The organism is Synechococcus sp. A15-24 (assembly GCF_014280195.1).
Lineage (GTDB): Bacteria > Cyanobacteriota > Cyanobacteriia > PCC-6307 > Cyanobiaceae > Parasynechococcus.
On the sequence record NZ_CP047960.1, the window covers coordinates 215,105 to 229,798 of the forward strand.

The 14,694-nt window shown below is 62.3% G+C and carries 12 protein-coding genes; 9 read left to right on the forward strand and 3 right to left on the reverse strand.

Features of this window, described 5'->3' with window-relative positions:
- Positions 1–4: 4 nt before the first annotated feature.
- Positions 5–1,429 carry an NADP-dependent isocitrate dehydrogenase gene (locus SynA1524_RS01065; protein WP_186498587.1) on the reverse strand — a complete coding sequence of 475 codons (1,425 nt, stop codon included), beginning with the start codon at positions 1,427–1,429 and terminating at the stop codon, positions 5–7.
- An 80-nt stretch (positions 1,430–1,509) separates the two neighbouring features.
- Here SynA1524_RS01065 and SynA1524_RS01070 point away from each other — a divergent pair, with 80 nt between their 5' ends.
- Positions 1,510–2,445 (forward strand): glycosyltransferase family 2 protein, encoded by a 936-nt coding sequence (locus SynA1524_RS01070; protein WP_186499432.1) that lies wholly within the window; start codon positions 1,510–1,512, stop codon positions 2,443–2,445.
- On the opposite strand, the gene SynA1524_RS01075 is transcribed toward SynA1524_RS01070, so the two are convergent.
- Both SynA1524_RS01075 and SynA1524_RS01080 read right to left on the reverse strand, forming a co-directional pair.
- The gene (locus tag SynA1524_RS01075) at positions 2,420–3,607 is read right to left on the reverse strand and encodes a ChbG/HpnK family deacetylase (protein ID WP_186498588.1); all 1,188 of its coding nucleotides are present in this window, start codon (positions 3,605–3,607) and stop codon (positions 2,420–2,422) included. The genes SynA1524_RS01070 and SynA1524_RS01075 overlap by 26 nt on opposite strands.
- Entirely contained in the window at positions 3,604–4,344 is a 741-nt protein-coding gene (locus tag SynA1524_RS01080; RefSeq protein ID WP_186498589.1) for a 5'-methylthioadenosine/adenosylhomocysteine nucleosidase, read from the reverse strand. The genes SynA1524_RS01075 and SynA1524_RS01080 overlap by 4 nt, the downstream gene beginning before the upstream one ends.
- Before the next feature lie 78 nt (positions 4,345–4,422).
- Here SynA1524_RS01080 and SynA1524_RS01085 point away from each other — a divergent pair, with 78 nt between their 5' ends.
- From SynA1524_RS01085 to SynA1524_RS01120, 8 genes are all read left to right on the forward strand, one after another.
- On the forward strand, positions 4,423–4,866 hold the full coding sequence (locus tag SynA1524_RS01085; RefSeq protein ID WP_186498590.1) for a Tery_1686 family protein: 444 nt from the start codon (positions 4,423–4,425) through the stop codon (positions 4,864–4,866).
- A gap of 75 nt (positions 4,867–4,941) precedes the next feature.
- Entirely contained in the window at positions 4,942–5,655 is a 714-nt protein-coding gene (locus tag SynA1524_RS01090; RefSeq protein ID WP_186498591.1) for a biliverdin-producing heme oxygenase, read from the forward strand.
- 4 nt (positions 5,656–5,659) lie between these two features.
- Positions 5,660–6,700, forward strand: coding sequence for a glycosyltransferase family 4 protein (locus SynA1524_RS01095; protein ID WP_186498592.1), 1,041 nt, complete (start codon positions 5,660–5,662; stop codon positions 6,698–6,700).
- 67 nt (positions 6,701–6,767) lie between these two features.
- Positions 6,768–8,585, forward strand: coding sequence for an ABC transporter ATP-binding protein (locus tag SynA1524_RS01100; RefSeq protein ID WP_186498593.1), 1,818 nt, complete (start codon positions 6,768–6,770; stop codon positions 8,583–8,585).
- Between the two features lie 7 nt (positions 8,586–8,592).
- Positions 8,593–10,587 (forward strand): glycosyltransferase, encoded by a 1,995-nt coding sequence (locus SynA1524_RS01105; protein WP_186498594.1) that lies wholly within the window; start codon positions 8,593–8,595, stop codon positions 10,585–10,587.
- Entirely contained in the window at positions 10,571–11,746 is a 1,176-nt protein-coding gene (locus tag SynA1524_RS01110) for a glycosyltransferase (RefSeq protein WP_186498595.1), read from the forward strand. The genes SynA1524_RS01105 and SynA1524_RS01110 overlap by 17 nt, the downstream gene beginning before the upstream one ends.
- A 20-nt stretch (positions 11,747–11,766) precedes the next feature.
- Positions 11,767–12,891, forward strand: a complete 1,125-nt coding sequence (locus SynA1524_RS01115) for a glycosyltransferase (protein WP_286188619.1) — start codon at positions 11,767–11,769, stop codon at positions 12,889–12,891.
- Complete coding sequence (locus tag SynA1524_RS01120) at positions 12,888–14,684, forward strand: glycosyltransferase family 2 protein (RefSeq protein ID WP_186498597.1); 1,797 nt, start codon at positions 12,888–12,890, stop codon at positions 14,682–14,684. Before SynA1524_RS01115 ends, SynA1524_RS01120 begins: the two co-directional genes overlap by 4 nt.
- The last annotated feature ends 10 nt before the right edge of the window (positions 14,685–14,694 follow it).

Below are 14,694 nucleotides of genomic sequence, written 5' to 3' on the forward strand. Positions count from 1 at the left end.
TTTCTCAGAAGCGTTGGATGATCGCTTCAGCGAAGCCACTGCAGCTCACCGGATCCACCTGCGGTTCCATCAGCCGGGCCAGGTCGTAGGTGACCTGCTGATCTGCGATGGCGGCACTGAGGCCCTTGGTCACCAGATCAGCGGCCTCCTGCCAACCCAGGAATTCCAGCATCATCACGCCGCTGAGGATGACCGAGCCCGGGTTGATGCGATCCAGGCCGGCATGTTTCGGGGCGGTGCCGTGGGTGGCTTCAAAGATGGCGGCGGTTTCGCCGATGTTTGCGCCGGGCGCCATGCCAAGACCGCCCACCATCGCCGCAGCGGCATCCGAGATATAGTCGCCATTGAGGTTGAGGGTGGCCAGGATCGAATACTCCTGGGGCCTGGTCTGGATCTGCTGGAAGATGCTGTCGGCGATGCGGTCATCCACCAGCACCATCGACCTCCACTTGCCGCCTCCATGGCTGCTGCCGATGGCGTCGATCACGGCCTGCACCTCGGCATCGATGTCGGCCTTTTTCTCGGGAGTGAGGCTGTCGTAGCCCGGTTCAATCATGCGGGCGTTGGCCTGCACACTCAGGCCTGAATCCTTCTCGAGGTTGCCTAGGATCCAGCATTCACGCTCGGTGATGCACACGTCGCGGAAATCAGTGGTGGCCAGCTCGTAGCCCCAGTCGCGGAAGGCGCCCTCGGTGAATTTCATGATGTTGCCCTTGTGCACCAGGGTCACGTGGCGCTTATCGCCCTCCAGGCGCAGGGCGTGCTGGATCGCTTTGCGGATATGGCGTTGGCTGCCGTGTTTGCTCACGGGCTTGATGCCGATGCCGGAGCCTTCGGGGATCTGGCGTTTGCCCAGCTTGCCGTTGGCGGGGATCACCACCTCGTTGAGGTGCTTGCGCAGCTCCTGACCAACCTCGTCATCGGCCTCCCATTCCACACCCATATAAATGTCTTCGGTGTTCTCCCGGTAGACGATCACGTCCAGATCCTGGGGACGCTTGTGGGGGCTGGGGGTTCCTTCGTAGTACCGGCAAGGACGTACGCAGGAGTAGAGATCAAAGATCTGGCGCAGGGCCACGTTCAGCGAACGGATGCCGCCGCCCACGGGGGTGGTGAGGGGGCCCTTGATGGCCACGCCGTAGGTGCGGATCGCTTCGAGGGTGTCTTCGGGCAGGTACTGATACGTGCCGTAGAGGTCGCAGGCCTCATCCCCGGCGTACACCTTGAACCACTCGATGGTTTTGGCTCCGCCATAGGCCTTGGCCACGGCGGCATCCAGCACCTTTTGGGTGGCAGGCCAGATGTCCACACCGGTGCCATCACCGCGGATGAAGGGAATGATCGGGTTGTCGGCCACCATGGGTTGGCCGTTCTCGAAGCGAATTGGTGTGCCCTGGGATGGGGCGGTGAGCTTCTCGAACTGGGCCATGGCGGTCGGTTGGGCGTCAGCAGGGCGAGCCTATGACTGAGCCGGGAGCCCTACGGTTCACCCATCACAGCCGGGTTGGCATGGGCAGCGAGCAGCTCTGGGTGGTAGCGGCTTGTTTCAACGAGGAGGTGGTGATCATCCGGTTCATCGAACGCGTCCTGGCCTTGCCTCAGGTGAGCCGGTTGTTGTTAATCGACGACGGCTCCTCCGACGCAACGGTTGCGGTGACTCGCGCTTGGCAGCAGTCCCATCCTGATCAGGGGCTGACGCTGTTGGAACTCACCCGCAACTTCGGCAAGGAGGCCGCCATGCTCGCGGGCCTGGATTTTGCCGATGGCCGATGCAGCGCAGCCGTGTTGATCGACTCGGATCTGCAGCATCCGCCCGAACGCATCCCGGCGATGGTGAAGGCCTGGCAAGACGGTGCTGAGGTGGTCACGGCTGTCCGCGATGACCGCGACGCTGAAGGCCTGATGAAAGTGGCCACCGCCTCTTGGTTCTACCGGGTGTTCAATCGCCTGGTGGATTCGATCCAGTTGCAGGAAGGAGCCGGCGATTTTCGGTTGCTCAGTGCTCCGGTGATTGAGGCAGTCATTCAGATGCGCGAGGCCACGCGTTTCTCCAAAGGGCTGATGCCATGGACGGGCTACCGCAGTGTCGAAATTCCTTACAGCCGCGTCGCGCGGGCTGGAGGTGCAACCTCCTGGAGCTCTCTCAAACTGTGGCGTTACGCCCTTGACGGAATCTTTTCGTTCTCAGTGAAGCCCCTCAAGGTGTGGGGGGGGATCGGCCTGCTGATATCCCTGCTCAGCTTTCTCTACGCAGCACTGATTGTGCTGCGAACCGTGGTCTTCGGTGTGGATCTGCCGGGCTATGCCTCGTTGATCGTGGCGATCCTCTTTCTCGGTGGAATCCAGCTGATTGGCATCGGTGTTCTTGGCGAGTACATCGGCCGGATTTATATCGATGTCAAGCGCCGGCCCCACTACTTCATCCGCGCGGTGCACGAGTCCTGAGGGCCTTCCATTCGTGTTGCCGCCAAGGTGAACTGAAAAATGCGGCTGAGCGATGAAACTGATGTTGCTCAAGCTGATCTGGGTTTACAGCGGCCGCAGGATGGGCCAGCAGTAGGTCGCCATCACCCAAGGAACGTTCAGCAGCATCAAGGGCGGCACCCGCCATCTTTCCGGTGAACAGCACACCGGCAAAGCGCTGATTGGTGCGGATGCCAGCTGCCTTGAGTTTTCTCCGCGCCAGCCACGTGAGCGGTTGCAGCACCAGCCACTTGAGCAATCCGCCATCCCTGAGCGCTTTGATCCACAGCTCGAGGGGAAGGCCCTGCGGCAGCGGCTCTGCAGTAGTGCGCACCCAGACGATCTCCGGTTGTCCCAGCACAACATCCAGCACCAGTGGCACGAGATGAATGTGCTGATGTCCGTCGAGCTGGATCTGGTGCTGACCCGTGAGCTGCTGAAAACGATGGATCTGCGCCTGGATCGATTGGACGACCTGAGTCCGCAACGCACGACGTTTCGGCGGCAGCAGAGAACTCAGCAGCAGCGCGCCAAAACCTGCCGGTAGATCAGGACAGTGCTGTGGTTGGGGCCCTTCCGTCAGGCAGAGATGCAGAACAAGTGGATGGGCCTTGGGTAAGCATCGCCAGGCCTCGGCGGCTGATTCAGCCGTTGCTCCATCCACCAGCAGGCTGGCGCTGGTGAGACGCCCTGCTGTCGCCAGATCAAGGATGGCGGTGTTGACCCCAGGTGCGAGGCCAAGATCATCGGCGTGGATGGCAGGGCGTCCAAGGCGTTGACGTTGATGCAGAGCCCCGCGGGCTGCGCGATTCCAGATCAGCGCGTTGAGCGCAGTGGGCGTGAACACCAGCACCACGGTTGGAGCATTCAGCAGTGGGAGCAGCGAGCAGACGCTGATGTTCACGGCGTACTGCAGCAACAACCAACGCCGAGCGAAGCGTCGCCCTCCGGTCTCCTCCCGGAAGGTCACCAGGGCATGACCCAGATATCCCGCAATGGAGGCGGTGAGAAAGCCGATCGGGTTGGCCAGGCTGAGGGGGAGCCAAGACCCGAGGCTCAGCAGCACGGCTGCATGAATGACGGCGGCGATGAGGCCGATGGCGCCGTAGCGCACCAGTCGGTTCAAGGCCGCCGGCAGGTTCATCGCGTCGACAACCGCTTGAGCAGCGCTTCGATCAGGCTCCAGGCCCGTTGGTCATAGACCTGCACGAAGTCGCTGAAGCTCTGAGCGGCTGCCTCATCGGCACCGTCGGAGATCACCCGCAGCACCAGCCAGGGCACCCCTTCCTGCTCCGCCACCTGAGCCACGGCACCCCCTTCCATTTCCACCGCCTGCAGATCCGGCAAGGCCGCTTTGAGCTCCTGCAGTACTGCGGCATCACCAATGAACTGATCACCAGTGGCAATCAGTCCCGGGCGTATGGCTCCAAAGCCCTTTAGCTCGCCGGTTTCCTGGGCAGCGTTCAGGGAGCGGCTGGCCCAGGCCAGCCAGTCCGGATCGGGCTGCAGACGATCGCGGTTCAGCGGCGGCAGGGTGAAGCGGGGAAACAGGGGGCTGGCATTCATGTCGTGCTGAATCACGGCATCCGCCAGCACCACGTCCCATTGCTGCAGTGCGGTTTCGGCTGCACCGGCCACCCCGGTGAAGAGCAGCAGATCCAGGTCTGGAGCCGCCGCCATCAGACGGGTTGCAGCCCTGGCTGCGCACACCTTCCCCCACCCACTCCAGGCCAGGGTGAGTCGGACCCCATCGCCCCAGACGCCCTGGTGCAGCGTTAGGTCGCCATGGTCAGTGCTGCTGAGCTGCCTGAGATGACTCAGATCCGAGCCGATCTCCTCTGGCATGGCGCTAAGCAGGCCGATGTGCAGCGGGGGTGTCATGGCTTTGTGAACCTGGCGCAACCGTAACGGCGACATCGACTGTTTCTCTTCAACATGCCTTGAGGGACTGGCAGTGCTTTGAACGCAGGCGAATCCGTGCGCAGTGTCGATCAGGCCCAAGCCCTGGCCTCGGTGATCACACTGGTGCGGCAGCGGTTTCCAGCGGCCAAGGCCAACCTCACGCCCTGGCGGGATGACCCGCAGACCCGGCAGTGGTCAGAACAGGACAGTCTCGACCTCTCCTTTCATTTCCCTGGTTGGAGTCCACGACTTCAATGCCGCAGCCTCTTGATTCAGCTGCGGTTCTGCGGCGAATCGGCCGAGGTTCAGCCTTCACTGTTGGGAGTGTTGATGCGGGGCATGACCTACGACGGTGAACGCTGGCGGCTTGCCACCGTTGGGGAGTGGCTGCCAGAGGGCCCTCACCTGCCCCAACCGGATCAGGTGATCCAGCTGCAGATGATCTGCAGGGACCTGTTTGAGCTGTTCAGCGGTTCGACGGCCGCGGACGAGGCGGCGTAACCCTTCGCAACGGGTTAAGGCCGTTCTTCAAGTTCTCCTTATAAGGTTTTTTCATTGGTTGACTGATCTCTCAGCATGTCTGTCGCTCTGGCTGCCCAGCTCCGGGAAGGCACCAAGAAATCCCACACGATGGCCGAAAACACCGGCTTCGTTAGTTGCTTCCTAAAGGGAGTGGTGGACAAGGCCAGCTACCGCAAGCTGGTGGCTGATCTCTACTTCGTGTACACCGCAATGGAAGAGGAGATCTCAAAGCTGGGCGATCACCCCGTGGTCGGTCCGGTGGGCATGCAGGAGCTCAACCGACGTGAGGCCCTGGAGCAGGATCTCGTCTATTACTTCGGTGCTGGCTGGAAGGATCAGATTCAACCGTCTCCCTCAGCAGCGGCTTATGTGGAGCGGATCCATGCCGTGGCTCAGGAGTCACCGGAGTTGCTGGTGGGTCACCACTACACCCGCTACCTCGGCGACCTCTCCGGTGGCCAGATCCTCAAGAACATTGCCCAGAAGGCGATGAACATGGATGGAGATGATGGCCTCCACTTCTATGTCTTCAACGACATCTCCGACGAGAAGGCTTTCAAGACCACCTATCGCTCCACGATGGATGAGCTGCCCATCGATCAGGCGATGGCCGATCGGATCGTGGAAGAAGCCAATCACGCCTTCCACCTGAACATGAACATGTTCAAGGAACTGGAGGGCAACCTGGTGGCTGCCATCGGCAAGGTGCTGTTCGGCTTCCTGACCCGTCGCCAGCGCGCCGGCAGCACGGAGGCTGCGGCAGCCTGATTCCGTGCCCACCACGCTCATTCGCATCCTCGTCCCCGGCACCAGCAAACGGTTCCGTTGCGGTGGTCTGAGTGTGGAGCTGCAGACGGCTCGACTGTTGTCGAGCCTCTGTGCAACGGAGCTGGTGACCTACCGGGAGCGGCATCAGGATCATCCATGTCTGGATGATCTACTCACCGTTGAGCCTTCTCGGCCGGAGGTGCTCTGGATCGTCAGCTGGGGATTTGATGTTCCGGCATTGGTCCGTCGGTTACGGAGCCATCGCGTGGCTTATCACGCCCACAGCAGTGGGTATGGCTTCACGCTTCCCCCTGGGGTGCCGGTGCTGGCGGTGAGTCGGAACACCCTGGGCTACTGGGGTGATCGTTGCCCCCGCAACCCTTTGTTGCTGGTGCCCAATGCCATCGAGCCCGGTTGGCTGGAACGAGGCGCCCGGGGTAGTGCGGAGCGCCGTCCAATCGATGTGTTGGTGCAGGCCCGCAAGAGCAGTCGGTACGTGTTGGATCAGCTGGTCCCTGCCTTGCGGCAGCAAGGGCTCAGGGTGGAGGTTCAAAGCGGCTGGGTCGATGACCTCGTTGATCTGTTCAACCGCTCCTGCGTTTATCTCTACGACTCAGCCGAGTACTGGCGTGGACGCGGCGTTACGGAGGGCTTTGGCTTACCACCGCTGGAGGCCATGGCCTGCGGTTGTGTGGTCTTCGGCAGCCTGAATCACGCTCTGGCCGACCACGGTGATCCTGGTCGGATGGTCCATCAGATCGGCTGCGGGCGCTTGCTCTTTGATGTGCGCCGGATCCAGCACGCCGTCCGCGATCCAGCTGGGTGGAGACCACCGGCAGCAGCTCTGAATGCTGTGCTGGAGGGGAGCTCAGAGGCGTCCCTGCTGCAGCGTTGGACGGTGGCGCTGGATCAGCTGGATGCCCTGGACCTGGCTGAAGGTCCGCTGCTCAGCAGCCCACCCACCTGGCAACTGAGGCTGCAGCAGCTCTGCCAACGGCTGCAGCGAGTGGTCGATCGGTTGCCCGGCTGGCCTTCCACCCGCTGAGGGCAGTGGTTCGCACGCCTTAACGTCCTCAAATGCAGGCTGGCGTTGCGTCTGCCCGATCGCTGCCATGCCCTTGCGAAGCCAGACCTGGAGAGATCTGCGGCGCCTGCTGAAGGAGTTGCCACCCAGCCGGCTTCGTTTTCTTGTGGTGGTGCTGGTGGCCTCTTTCCTGCAGGGCCTGATGGACATCCTGCTTGTGGGTCTGTTGGCGCGGCTGGTGGGCTTGATGGCCGGCGTGAAACTGGCGGATCAGATCCCCGGCATCCACGTCTTTGGTGGGGGCATGCTCGATCAGGCCGGCTGGTTGCTGGGGTTGTTGGTCGTGGCGTTCTGGCTCACCTCCGGCCTGCGCTTTGGTGTGGCATTTCTGCAGAGCATGCTCAGCGCCGAGATCTGGAATGACCTGGTCAATAAGGTCTACCGGAATCTGATGCTGCAGGACTATGAGTTCTTCACGCATCACCGCACCGCCAATCTTTCCGAGAGCTTCAACCGGATCCTGAACAAGGTTTCCACGACCGTGGTCAGTCCAATGATCACGATTGCGGGCAATGCCCTTTCGGTGCTGGTGCTGCTGAGCGGTGTGGTGCTGGTTCTGGGCACCCCGGCTCTGCTGATGTTCGGTTTGATGCTTGGTTCCTATGCCTTGGCATCGAAGCTGATCATTCCCTATCTGCGCTTCGCCACCAAGCAGCGGGTGCGCTACTCCAGACGGATCCATTTGCTGCTGATGGAATCACTGCGATCGATGCGAGATGTGCAGCTCTATTCCGCCGAGCGATTCTTCATCAATCGCTTCGCCAGCGATGGCGTTGTGGCCAAGCGCTACGACCGGTTGACCAAATTGCTGCCGGATGTGCCTCGCTATGTGATCGAGCCAGCTGGAATCACGATTCTGTTTCTCGTGGGCCTCGGACCCTCCGTTCTCAGTGGGGATGCCGTCAGCGTGCGGGAGGCCATTCCCACCCTGGCAGCGGTGCTCGGTACCTTGCTGCGCATCTCCGGACCCCTGCAGAACACCTTCCGCAATATCAACAAACTTCGCGGCGGTTTGCCTGAAATTCAGGATGCACTGGAGTTGCTGGACCTTCGCCCCAAGCGCCTGAACACCAGCGCACCGGGGGTCCCCACGCCCAGTGGTGTGATGCCACGGCAGTTCATTCAGCTGCGTGATGTGAGCTTCAGCTACTCCGGCAGCGAGGAATCTGTGCTGTCGAACGTTGATCTCACCATTCCCGTTGGATCACGCATCGCCCTGGTCGGTCGCACGGGCAGCGGCAAAACCACCCTGGCCCATCTGCTGCTTGGTCTGTTCCGCCCCAGCAGTGGTGATCTCACCCTGGACGGTCTTCCCCTGAATGAGGAAGAGTTGCCGGCCTGGCAGGGCAACTGCGCCCTGGTGCCCCAGGACATCCGACTGCTGGATGCCAGCATCCGCGACAACGTCGCCTTCGGCTGTGATCCGGAGGAGATTGAGGACGATCAGGTCTGGGCAGCACTGGAAGCAGCTCAATTCGAAGATGTCGTCAGCGCTATGCCGTATGGGCTTTTCACCATGATCGGTGAAAACGGGATCAAGCTGTCTGGCGGACAGCGTCAGCGGTTGTCTCTAGCCCGTGCCTTCTACCGCGATGCCAAGGTGCTGGTGCTGGATGAAGCCACCAGTGCTCTCGATAACAAGACCGAGCACGACGTAATGCAGGCCCTGGATCTGGTGGGACGTCGCTGCACCACGATTGTGATCGCCCATCGCCTGTCCACCGTGCGCAAGTGCGATCGCATCTATGAGATCGAAGACGGGCGGATCAAAGCGTCTGGTGATTTCGACACCCTCTGCGGCCTGTCGGACAGCTTCCGTGAGATGACCCGGTTCGAAACCGCCTGAGCCGGTTATGGCCGATGTCATCGTCCTGGCCACCGCCGACTGGGACCATCCCCTCTGGACCAACAAGCAGCACACCGCCGTCAGCCTTGCTGCCCTTGGCCACCGGGTTCTCTACGTGGAATCCCTGGGGCTGCGTCCACCGCGCAAGGGGGCCGCGGATCTGCCGCGGATGCTCAAGCGCCTGCGTCGGGTGTTGCGCTGGCCGCGGCGCGTGCAAAACGGTGTCTGGGTCTGGTCTCCTCTGGTGCTGCCTGGAGCCTCTCATCCCCTGGCGCAGCGGCTCAACCGATTGCTGGTGCGCAGAGGGCTTGATCTCGCTCGGCGCTGGCTGAGGTTCCGTTCACCAATGCTGTGGACCTACAACCCGCTGACCCTTGAGGTCCTGTCGCTCTCGTCCTTTGCGGGTTCGATTTATCACTGCGTCGATCGCATCCAGGCTCAGCCTGAAATGCCGGCGGACCGCATCGAACGGGCGGAACAGCAGCTCTGTCAGGCCGTCAATGTCGTGTTCACGACGGCGCCGGAATTGCAGGCGTCTTTGGCACCGCTCAATCCCCACACCCATTTTTTTGGCAATGTGGCGGATTTCGACCACTTCGCCCGTGCATGGCGGGACCCGGGTCCTTGCCCTGACCCGCTGAAGAAATTGCCGTCACCCAGGCTGTTGTTCACCGGCGCCATCGATGCCTACAAGCTCGATCTGCCGTCGCTGACCCGACTGGCCCAGCGACGGCCCGACTGGACGTTTGTGCTCGTAGGGCCGGTGGGTGAGGCGGATCCCAGTACCGATGTGAGGGCCCTGCAGGCCTGCTCCAACATTCATCTGCCGGGCCCCCGCCCCTACGACGAGCTGCCGGATTGGTTGGCCCACAGCGACGTGGCGCTGCTGCCACTACGCCTCAATAGCTACACCCGCAACATGTTCCCGATGAAATTTTTCGAGTACTTGGGGGCGGGGCGGCCCGTGGTGGCCACAGCGATTCCTTCATTGCAGTCCTTCGGGGAAGCTGCCCAGCTGGTGGAACCCTCCGAGGGAGCGTTTGAAACCGCCATCAGCCAGTGCCTGGAGGACCATGGTCCTTCCCTTGAAACACGCCTTTCCCTGGCGCAGCGTCACACCTATGTGTCCCGATCGCGCGGGATGGTTGCCGTGCTGGAGCAGCTGGGGTTGATCGATCAGCCCTGGTCTGGCGGATCTGCGTCGAGGAGCGTTCAAAAGATGCTGCAGCGCGGTGATGTGGATGCCGCCATCGGACTGATCCGCCTCCAGTGGCAACAGAACGCCGACGTGTCCGCCTTGCATCAGTTGCTGTTTCGTCGTGGTGCCCGGCCGCCCTCTGCTTCGCTGCAGGTCGCGTTGTTTGAGGCGCTGGCGAAGGACGCGTCCCTGCCGATGCCGGAGCGTTCCTACAGCCAGATCGCTCTGACGTATCGCGTCCTCAAGGATCGTCGGGTCCACCTGTTGCAGTGCTGTCGGCTCGAGCTTGAGCCGTTGATCGCCCAGCTGGAGCAGGACCCTGGCACGTTGGTGTGTCAGCGCCCCAATCGACGTAACCGCGCCAAGTTGCTGATCTCTGCTTCGACGGCTCTCATGCTGGTTCTGGCCATGCAGGCAGATCGGAGTGCCCTGCTGCAGCTCAGCCAACGGATCGGCATTTGGTTGGATCGTCTCAACCTCGCAGCGATTCAGGCGGATGCTGCCTTCCGGATGACCCGCAATCTCTGCCGCTGCCTGCTGGTGGAGGCGGTGGCGCAGCCAACCCAGCAGGCGCGGCTGCGACTGCAGCGTCTTATTGACTTCACCGGGCAGGAACGCTTTGTGGGTCATCCGGCGCAGGAGGATCACCGGGGCATCGCGAGCGCTTCCCTGGCCGATCTTGAGGAGGCATCGGCCGCTGGCTGCGATCGTCTCTGTGCCCTGATCAGTGATGAGCCACGGGATCTTGGTGTCACGGCTGCTGATCTGCTGACGCTGCTGCGGGACGATGGCCGTACCGCCTGAACCGTTGATGCGCCGTGTCGTTCTCTACGTCGATTCCCTCAAGATCGGCGGAGCGGAGCGGGCCACCCTGACCTTTGCCCGCTGGCTGCGGCAGAACGGCTGGACGCCAATCGTCTTGACACGCCAGTCATGCACCTTCGATTTCTATCCGATTCCCGCCGGGGTGGAGCGGGCGGTGGAGCCTCCCGATCCCCGGTGGCTGCGTCTGCTTGGCCGCTGGGGATTGCCCTGGCGGGTGCGTCGCTTGCGTCATTGGCTGCGCCAGCAGCAGGTGAGCCTGGCCATCGGCATGACCACCAAGCCGGCTGTGAAGTTGCTGTTGGCAGCCCATCCCCTGAGGATTCCATGTGCAGTGTCCGAGCGGAATTTCCCGCCGTTGAAACCGATGGCACTCCCCTGGGGGGTGCTGCGGCGGTTCAGTTACCGCTGGGCCTCGTTGCATATCGTGCAGACCCGGGCGACCGGAGAGTGGCTTAAGCAACAGTTGTCGGCAGAGCCGCAATTGCTGTTGCCCAACCCAGTGCAGTGGCCGCTGCCCCGGTTTGAACCCGAGCTTGATCCAGACCAGTGGCTGACTGAGGTTTGCGTCGCCTCGGACGCGCCGGTGTTGCTGGCAGCCGGCACCAAAGCCCACCAGAAGGGCTTCGATCTGCTGGTGCAGGCGTTTGCAGATCTGATTCCCCGTCATCCCAATCTTCAGCTCGTCATCCTTGGGCTGACCCAGGAGACTTATCACGACTCAGATCAGCAAAAGGCCCTGCGGCGACTGCTCAGGCGTGATCCCGAGGCACAGGCACAACTGCATTTCCCTGGTCGGGTGGGGAACATGGCGGATTGGTACCGACGCTGCACGTTGTTTGTGCTGCCCTCACGGTACGAAGGGTTCCCCAATGTGCTGCTGGAGGCGATGGCAGAGGGCTGCTGTTGTCTGGCGGCCGACTGCCCCCATGGTCCTGCTGATCTGCTGCGCCACAACACTGATGGATTGCTGCTGCCGCGGCAGGCCACGGCGACACGCTGGTCTGAAGCCATCGATCGGCTGTTGCTGGATCCCAGTCAGCGTCAACGGCTCGAGGGGGAAGCGGCGACGGTGCGTGAGCGCTTTTCCGACCGTGCCCTGGAAGCTCAGTTGATGCAGGCGCTGGGGCAGCTCGACTGATGCCTTTGCATGTTCTGCTGATGGCGCCTAGTCGGCGGGCTGCATCGGAGACCTTCATCCGGGCCAATCTCCGCGGGTTGCCCTTCCGCAAAACCGCTGTTTTCGGGGATGAACGACCAATCGGCCGTCCTCTGGCTTTTGCCCATGGTCTGGCGGTGCTCCTCAGCAAGGCACTCACGGTGCTGGGTCTGCTGCGTCTGGCCTCTCTGCCGGCAGCCTGCACCACCTGGCTTCTGCTGCAGCGGCAACGCCCGGATGTGATGTTGGTGGATTTCGGTTTCCACGCCGTGCGGGTGATGGAGGCCGCTGCCTGGAGTGGGGTGCCGCTTGTGGTTCACTTCCGCGGCTCGGATGCCTCATCTGAATCGAAGTTTCAGCGGCTTCGCGATCGGTACCGGCGGCTGTTTCAACTCACCGATGGCGTGATCGTGAAGAGTCGGCCGATGCAGCAAGCACTGCAATCCCTAGGCGCTGAGTCGAAGTCGATGGTGATCAGTCCCTCGGGGGCGGATCCAGCCTTGTTCCATGGAGCGGATCCGGCCGCGGCACCCCCTCGCCTGTTGGCGGTGGGCCGTCTTGTGGCCAAGAAGGGACCGCTGCAGACCCTCCAGGCCTTCGCGCGCCTGGTGGCCAGACTCGACGAGCCGTTGCGCAGTCGAGCTGAGCTGCTGATCGTGGGCGAGGGCCCCCTGCAGGATCAGCTGCAGGAGTTCGTGGATGACCAACAGCTGTCTGGACAGGTGCAGCTGCGCGGACTTCGCTCGCCTCAGCAGATCGCTGATCTGATGCGATCAGCCCGTGGTTTTGTGCAGCATTCCGTGGTGGCGCCCGATGGCGACAGTGAGGGCAACCCTGTTGCGGTGATGGAAGCGCAACTCTCTGGTCTTCCTGTGGTCGCCACACGCCATGCCGGGATCCCTGAAGTGGTGCTCGACGGCGACACCGGTTTGCTGGTGGAGGAAAAGGATGTGGAGGCCATGGCTCAGGCCATGGGCCGGCTTCTGCTGGAACCAGATCTCGCAGCGCGCCTTGGTGCAGCAGGACGGCGACGGGTGGCCAATGGCTTCACCGTTCAGCACCATTGGTCCGCGGTGAGCGGTGTGTTGGAGCGGAGCGCTGCGGCCCGATCCCCCTGGACGCGATGACATCAATGTCCCTGAGCATCGTCACCGTCTGCATGAACAGACGGCAGCATCTGATCGAGACCGCTGCACGTGTGGCGGCCTGGCCCCATCACAGCGAACATCTGATTCTTGATTGGAGCAGCGCTGTACCCCTTCGGCGGGAAGAGTTGCCGGACGATGACCGTCTGCGCCTGGTGCGGGTGGATGGTGAGCGCGACTGGCACCTCTGCCGGTCCTACAACCTGGCGCTGCAGCTTGCCTGCGGTGATGTGCTGTTCAAGCTTGATGCCGATTGCTGGCCCCAACCGCAATTGGATCCAGCTGCGTTAAGGCGGGATGGATCCCTCTGCAGCTTCGGCAGCGGTCCGGATGGTCGTCTGGGGCAGTGGATTCTGGACAGGTCTTTGCTGGAGGCGGTCGGCGGCTTCAACGAATTTCTGGTCGGTTACGGCTTTGACGACAAGGACCTGAGGGCCCGTGTGATGGCCCGCTGTGGGGGAGAGGGGCCTCCGTTGCAAGCCCGACAGCTTGGGGTGATTGTTCATTCCGCCCTCGAACGGATCGGTGCAGGCCCGGAGAGTCGCCGGCTTCCCTTCCGCGAAGCCACCGCCCAGGCCCAGAAACGAGCCAGTGCCATGGCCAACCGTGTTTTGGCGGCGAGTTGTCCCTGGACGGCTCAGCGCAGGGGAAGTCGGTATCGCTGGAATGCCTCCAGTGCCTCTTGGCTGGTGGATGTGGAGTCGGTGCTGAGGGCTCCGATCGAGGTGGATGACGAGGTGCGGCGGCTGCGGCGCACGCTGTTCTGGGGTGAGTTGATGACCTTGCCGGCTGCGGTGGTGCGTCAGCTGCCGGAGCGCTTGCTGCCGGCGGATCAACGGGGACGGCTGCCCGTCGGTGCCCTGCATTGGTGGCTCTGGTACGTCATCCGACCGTTTTGGGCGTGGCCCAGCTGGTTGTTGGAGCAGATCCAGCTGCTGCGGGGCAGAAGACCAGGAGGCGACGGCAGCAAGGAGCGCTTCCGCACGGCCTATCGCAGCGGTGATGTGCAGGAGATGCTGTCCCTGCTGGCGGGAATGCAGCCGCGTCAGCGGCAGCAGTTGGTGGATCGACTGTTGTTCCAGCGGGCCCATCGTCCGGAGGATGTCGGCATCCAGATCGCTCTGCTGGAGGGATTGCAGCAGATGACGTTATTACCGGAGCATCAGCGGGCCTATGCCCTGATTGCTCTGGGTTGGACCCACCTGCGTGAGCGCTCTCCCGATCAGGCGAAACGCTGCGTTCGTCCCCTGGATGACGATATCCAACGGCTGCTGGCAGATCCGGAGACGCTTCAGTGTGGACGCCGTAACCGGGAGAACCGGCTGAAGCGGCTGATCTCCTGCTGGAACCTGCTGGGACACCTGCATCTACAAGATGAGAACTGGTCCGCTCTGCTGGAGCTGAGTGGCTCCTCCAGCGATCTTCTGCATCGACTCGACCCCGATCAGCTCCCTGGCGATGTGTTGCTCCGGGTGAGCAGCAACTGGGCACGAACGCTGCTGTGGCAAGGGCCGCAACAACCCCAAATGTTGGTTGATGATCTTCAGCGGCTGCTGGCGATCATTGAGTCCGATCGCTGTGCAGCATCCCGGCCTGAGGAGGATCACCGGGGGTTTGTGCGCAACTGGTTGCGTCGGATGTCCACGTGGATGGCAGACCCGTCCAAGCGGGTGTTGTCTCGCGAGGAGTTGTCTTCAGCCTTAACCGTTTCCACGTTGGATCTGATCGCTGCTGCTGAGCAGTACTGGCGTCAGGACGATCCGACACGCCCTTGATGGGGGGTCC

What these genes read in the sequence shown, in the direction of transcription:
- SynA1524_RS01090 (WP_186498591.1), top strand. Translation starts at nt 4,942, where the DNA reads ATGTCTGTCGCTCTGGCTGCCCAGCTCCGGGAAGGCACCAAGAAATCC.
- SynA1524_RS01070 (WP_186499432.1), top strand. Translation starts at nt 1,510, where the DNA reads ATGGGCAGCGAGCAGCTCTGGGTGGTAGCGGCTTGTTTCAACGAGGAG.
- SynA1524_RS01100 (WP_186498593.1), top strand. Translation starts at nt 6,768, where the DNA reads ATGCCCTTGCGAAGCCAGACCTGGAGAGATCTGCGGCGCCTGCTGAAG.
- SynA1524_RS01110 (WP_186498595.1), top strand. Translation starts at nt 10,571, where the DNA reads ATGGCCGTACCGCCTGAACCGTTGATGCGCCGTGTCGTTCTCTACGTC.
- SynA1524_RS01075 (WP_186498588.1), bottom strand. Translation starts at nt 3,607, where the DNA reads ATGAACCTGCCGGCGGCCTTGAACCGACTGGTGCGCTACGGCGCCATC.
- SynA1524_RS01120 (WP_186498597.1), top strand. Translation starts at nt 12,888, where the DNA reads ATGACATCAATGTCCCTGAGCATCGTCACCGTCTGCATGAACAGACGG.
- SynA1524_RS01115 (WP_286188619.1), top strand. Translation starts at nt 11,767, where the DNA reads ATGGCGCCTAGTCGGCGGGCTGCATCGGAGACCTTCATCCGGGCCAAT.
- SynA1524_RS01065 (WP_186498587.1), bottom strand. Translation starts at nt 1,429, where the DNA reads ATGGCCCAGTTCGAGAAGCTCACCGCCCCATCCCAGGGCACACCAATT.
- SynA1524_RS01080 (WP_186498589.1), bottom strand. Translation starts at nt 4,344, where the DNA reads ATGACACCCCCGCTGCACATCGGCCTGCTTAGCGCCATGCCAGAGGAG.
- SynA1524_RS01105 (WP_186498594.1), top strand. Translation starts at nt 8,593, where the DNA reads ATGGCCGATGTCATCGTCCTGGCCACCGCCGACTGGGACCATCCCCTC.